The following is a 4,933-nucleotide window of genomic DNA, read 5'->3' as shown; positions in this document are numbered from 1 at the left end:
ATCCTTAATACAAACAACAACGATATAATGTGATGTCAAATTTAATATTTGAAAATATTTCGCCCTGGGAATCTACGAGTAAATACATTCTGAATTTTCCAGAGATTAGATTTGTCGGGGTGATAAATAACATGGGCAATCTTGTAACAAGTAAATACAAAAAAGGAATTATTCCAATTGCAGAGGTAGAACAGTACAAAATGTGTATGGAGCATGCATTAGAACTATTCATGAAAAAAGATCTTGATGACGTCTTGGGACCACTTGACTACATAGTATCAAAAAGAAAGAACATAAAGATAATCACGATTCCAGTCAATGACTATCTGGTATTGATATCTGCCGAATCTAATACAAAGATTGAGCCCATCATTGACGAAATACTGAAAAAAATAAAGGACATGCAACACGACGTTAAAATAAAAACGCATGGTGTGAATTGAACTAAAAACTGAAATTTGTATAAATCAAGAAATCATCCTCATAAAGGATAATGTTATTTTAGAATTTTAAAATATTTCAGCATTTTTTAATCAATTTAATTTTTTTAAACATTGTTTATCTGTCTAAATTTCCAATCACCTACTACAAAATAAAAACACTTCAAATCCAAGAAGATTCCTATAACAATTCAAAAAAAGTCATTGAAGTAATACAAACCATCCTGAATCTTCAATGATTACATTAGTTCCTTAACTTTGGAAGAATCCAAATGAGTTTTTTCATGATTGCGTACCTTATCAAAAGTGTATGATGTTCCTGTCCAATGAAAATTGCAATGCTCACATTGGTACTCCATTTTATTTTGCTTTCTCCTCTGGTTTCTTTTTTGTAGATTCTTTAGATTCGTCTGCATTCCCAGCGACTTTGGTCTTGCATGAACCCAATCCAATTTTTTTAATTATTTTTTCAAACATGCGGTGATAATGTTTCTCTGTGATAAATACCAGCGTAATTTCTGAGATTTATGCCTGAAATTCTATATGATTTTTGGTGATTCTATAAATTATCAATGTGTGGGTATATATGATAAAAGAGATCTATATAGTCATGGAAAATAAAGAAAAAAACGCAACAACTGCAGCTGAGGCAGTAACCGTAGAGAAGGACAGCAAAAAAGACGAAACAAAAAAAGACGAACCTGCTAAAACAGAAAAACAATAAGCAAAAAAAGAGCTAGTAAAAATGCGATGCGCTTACTGTGGAAATCAAGCAAGTTGGAGAGTTCCTACATGCAAGAAATGCAGTAAGCCATTACATCAAAATATCTTCAAATCAGAATCATCTGATTCCAAGTATGATAATTACTTTAAACTAATGGAGAAAAACAAACAATGACAGAAATGTGCAATAAATGTGGAAAAGAATACAAGGCAGTTTGGCATTATTCCACAGATAGCAAGATGACAAACGGATATGCAGAGACATTATGCTGTAAAAAATAAAAAAAATTCGGTAAATTCAGAATACTGTGTTTTAAAATAATTTATTTGTAAAACAAATGATGTGTTTGGACGTTGAATATTAATGCCGTCTTAAAATTAATGCCATCATATGACAACAAAACAACTTCTGCTGAATGTTGTCACATCTTAATTAACTAGAACGACTATAAGATAGCATGTCTCTTGTGTCAAATCAGATAACTGAAATTTTAAATGAAATTAATGATGAACTGGCCAATCAGATTTCTTTGGCCAACAACACCGATAAGAAAATAGAAACGAGAAAACTTGTTCATCTATCAAATGCTCTAAATGGCATAATTATGACCTCTGGGCTTTCTGATGAAAACAAATCAATGCTGCAAAAGTTTTCCCTGACTCTGCAGGACAGTTCAACTGTTAAGAGTCTGAGATATGAAAAGCAAGATCTTGAAAGGGTGCTTTCCAACATAAATGACATCTAAAACATTCTGTCATGTTGCTTAACCTGATGCAGACTACAGAAAACATATTTTATTAGTTTGATGTTTTGCAATAATCCTAGTCATCTTCCCAGCTGTTTTCCAAATATTGGGGCGCGGTATGATCAATCTCTTTTGGTTTAATCATGGAAATGAATTTGTGACAATTTGTACATTCGTACATGTCCTTGAGTCCTGCCATCCTGACTTTAGCATCATGAGGACATGTATCTTGAGTAACCATACCCTGTGCCAATTGCTCTAAGGCTCCCAATGACAATCACAATTGCATCCTTTTTGGCAATGCATTCTCTTGCAGTCCGAACATATTTTTTGATTCCATGATTGCATCGTGTTCATGATGTCAATAGCCATTTCATCCTAATTAACCTGCAATGAACAAACTCTTTAAGCGAAATTGATGGTGTCAGTAACGTAGTGGTGTGAGTTTGCATATCTGCAAGGAAGGACTGAATTAACTACTCAGCTGCGTTTTGTGGTCTTTTGGTTGGATTTTTCTGTCTTTATAAGCCCGTGGCAACATAGTAAATCATGTTAGAAAGTATTTTTGCAAAATTCAAAGGAAGAAAAGAAAAGACATCAAAGGACGTTAACGCATTCAAAGAATCTGAAGAAAAGAGATTAGTGAGGATAGAAAAATAAATGGCGTATCGCTGCAAGCATTGCAATTTTAGGTGGGAAGCATGGCAAGGCAATTTTCAAAAAGTGCTAGACCATGAAAAAACCCATTTGAAAGACAAGCAAGTCCAGATTGTGGAGACAACACAATGATTGCTATTGATGATCTAAGATCCTGCGAGAATTGTGGCAACGTGTTTTTGAAAAAAATAGATGATAAAATTACAAACAGATGCCCTGCATGCAACGTGTGGAAGAAGGAAATTATTCCCCAATGAAGTTAAACACATATTCATATCTCAAGAAATTACTGCACAGATTCATGCACCATAATGTGGAAGAGAAACATCATTGGTGGAGCGAGCAGTAAAATCTAATGAATGCCATTTTGTGCAAAAAACACCTATTTCCAAATTATCTGATCATGACTTTATACTTGGATAGCAGGTCCAAAAATAACCTCAGATCCTTTTTGTGTTCTTTCTCTGCCTCGTTTGATTCCTTTAACTAGTCTGAATGAGCCTCCATCGATTCCAGTTTTATCTCGTTTTCTGAAATCCTTCTGGGGATTTGTTTGATCTTGTTTTCCCCACACTCTATTATGGAATTAATATTTTCTTTTGGGGCATATTCATCATGGATACATTTTGGCTTTCCAGTTTTGGATGAAAGTTTTATCTTCATGTATTACTAGGTTGAATCTAGTATATAGTGCGTTAAGATACTGTAACATTGTATCTGGTTTTACCATCTTTTAAAAAGAGGATTACTTGGAATGTATTTTACCAAAATACTTTTCCATTATTTGTAAAATGTCATCAGCAATTGTTTCGTGTTCGCCCTTATCCCATATTGCCTTTAATTCTGTTATCATCTCCTGGTTATCCAGAATCTGTTGTTTTAGTTTTTCAAGATTATCCTTTGGATATGCAAGTCTTGGAATCATGAAATAATTATAGTTCATTCCAACCAAAACAAAATCATCTACAGTCAACTTGATTTTAGAAGCGTGTTTCATGGCCCAATATTCCTCTTAACTTGATTTGCCTTTTGCCAAACATGAATCACACAATGGCTCATTTGTCATACTGTACGATGGTTTGAATTTATCTCCACAGTTTGTACACGTATTAAGTAACTTCGCTCCCTTGACAACATCTAAATTATTTTTTGTTTCAGTCATTCTAATTCATCACTCCCATACTAATTGATTCAGTTAACGCGATTTTATCTCCTTGCATTCAGCCATATTCATCAAAGACAGGTACATTCTTGACTCTAGGCATATTGAGCACTTTACAATTGACATGCCATCACTGTTTGGTAGCAATGCAAATTTGTGATCACCATACTTGTAGTTCAATTCATTGTCATACCAAACACCATTTATCAATGTCATTTAACCAAAGCCCCAAAATGCGTTTTCATGATACTGGTGAAATATTTCTTCATGCTTGTTGACTCTTTTGAATATCTTTTTTTAATTTGTCATAGGATTCCAGGTATTCTTTTTTCATCAAATTCTCTGGCTTTGTCTTGTTGTTCTTGTTTGTCTGTGGTATTGCCTTGTTTTTTATTTTAGTCATGCTATACAATACGCATATGTATGATATATTCTGGATCCAATCATATCAAATTCACATTTCTTTCTAGTCCAATGATATTTCTGATGAACTTTTTGATTTTGAGCCTAAATTTCTATATAGTTTAATTAGTTCTATTTATTTTAATACTCTTGTATATATATAAGTAAAACCATATATAGATATGGAAAATAAAGAAAAAAACACAAAATTAGATTCTGTTAAATCAACTGATGATAGTTGCACAAAAGAAGGCTCAACTAATGAATGACTATACATGTACCTGTAATTGCGGTTGCAAGAATCCCTCTGGCGAGTATGTCTGTAATGATTGCATGATGAATCTTTGCAAGATTGAAATTAAAGAGATGGTGATTGCATGATGAAACCAAGACACAGATTGGCATATTACGCATTCTATCTTTTCAGCGCAGGTTCAATAGCGAGCCTTACATGGGCGTTTTCGCTGTGAACGTAAAAAGGAATTTGAAATGCTTTTCACTGACGCATAATAACAAAAGGGCTCGTGTCACAACATCTCAAATCAAGAATATGAATGATGCGAGAAAAATCAACGGAAGTTATGGCACATGGTGATTAAAAAATTTAACAACTCACAAAATGATAACGAAGACAATCTTGTCTGTGATCATAACGCAAAAGGTCTGATCACTGATGAGAGTAGAGGGGAAATAATTTGTGGTCCTTGTGGACAGGTCTTATCAGATGAAATTTCAAGTTATGATGCCAAGCCAAGATATACGCTTGATAATTTTTTGACCAATTCACAAACAGGGCCCAAGTC

At 33.7% G+C, this 4,933-nt stretch carries 7 protein-coding genes and 1 pseudogene; 3 read left to right on the top strand and 5 right to left on the bottom strand.

Features of this window, described 5'->3' with window-relative positions:
* The first annotated feature begins 32 nt into the window (after window positions 1-32).
* Both OEW78_RS09850 and OEW78_RS09845 read left to right on the top strand, forming a co-directional pair.
* Window positions 33-443: a DUF6659 family protein gene (locus OEW78_RS09850; protein WP_366523063.1), complete on the top strand. Its 411-nt coding sequence runs from the start codon at window positions 33-35 to the stop codon at window positions 441-443.
* A 1,178-nt stretch (window positions 444-1,621) separates the two neighbouring features.
* Complete coding sequence (locus OEW78_RS09845) at window positions 1,622-1,909, top strand: hypothetical protein (protein WP_300327123.1); 288 nt, start codon at window positions 1,622-1,624, stop codon at window positions 1,907-1,909.
* A gap of 76 nt (window positions 1,910-1,985) precedes the next feature.
* On the opposite strand, the gene OEW78_RS09840 is transcribed toward OEW78_RS09845, so the two are convergent.
* From OEW78_RS09840 to OEW78_RS09820, 5 genes are all read right to left on the bottom strand, one after another.
* The gene (locus tag OEW78_RS09840; protein WP_300327122.1) at window positions 1,986-2,180 is read right to left on the bottom strand and encodes a hypothetical protein; all 195 of its coding nucleotides are present in this window, start codon (window positions 2,178-2,180) and stop codon (window positions 1,986-1,988) included.
* An 872-nt stretch (window positions 2,181-3,052) separates the two neighbouring features.
* On the bottom strand, window positions 3,053-3,229 hold the full coding sequence (locus OEW78_RS09835; protein ID WP_300327121.1) for a hypothetical protein: 177 nt from the start codon (window positions 3,227-3,229) through the stop codon (window positions 3,053-3,055).
* Between the two features lie 82 nt (window positions 3,230-3,311).
* Window positions 3,312-3,563: a hypothetical protein gene (locus OEW78_RS09830; RefSeq protein ID WP_300327120.1), complete on the bottom strand. Its 252-nt coding sequence runs from the start codon at window positions 3,561-3,563 to the stop codon at window positions 3,312-3,314.
* 15 nt (window positions 3,564-3,578) lie between these two features.
* Window positions 3,579-3,728: a hypothetical protein gene (locus OEW78_RS09825; protein WP_300327119.1), complete on the bottom strand. Its 150-nt coding sequence runs from the start codon at window positions 3,726-3,728 to the stop codon at window positions 3,579-3,581.
* A 265-nt stretch (window positions 3,729-3,993) separates the two neighbouring features.
* Entirely contained in the window at window positions 3,994-4,131 is a 138-nt protein-coding gene (locus OEW78_RS09820) for a hypothetical protein (protein ID WP_300327118.1), read from the bottom strand.
* A 587-nt stretch (window positions 4,132-4,718) separates the two neighbouring features.
* Here OEW78_RS09820 and OEW78_RS09815 point away from each other — a divergent pair.
* Window positions 4,719-4,933, top strand: a pseudogene (locus OEW78_RS09815) (hypothetical protein); the annotation flags it as partial.

This window comes from Candidatus Nitrosopumilus sp., assembly GCF_029882185.1.
GTDB lineage: Archaea > Thermoproteota > Nitrososphaeria > Nitrososphaerales > Nitrosopumilaceae > Nitrosopumilus.
The sequence above is the reverse complement of the archived record's forward strand: the minus strand, read 5'-3'. Positions and strand labels throughout refer to the sequence as shown.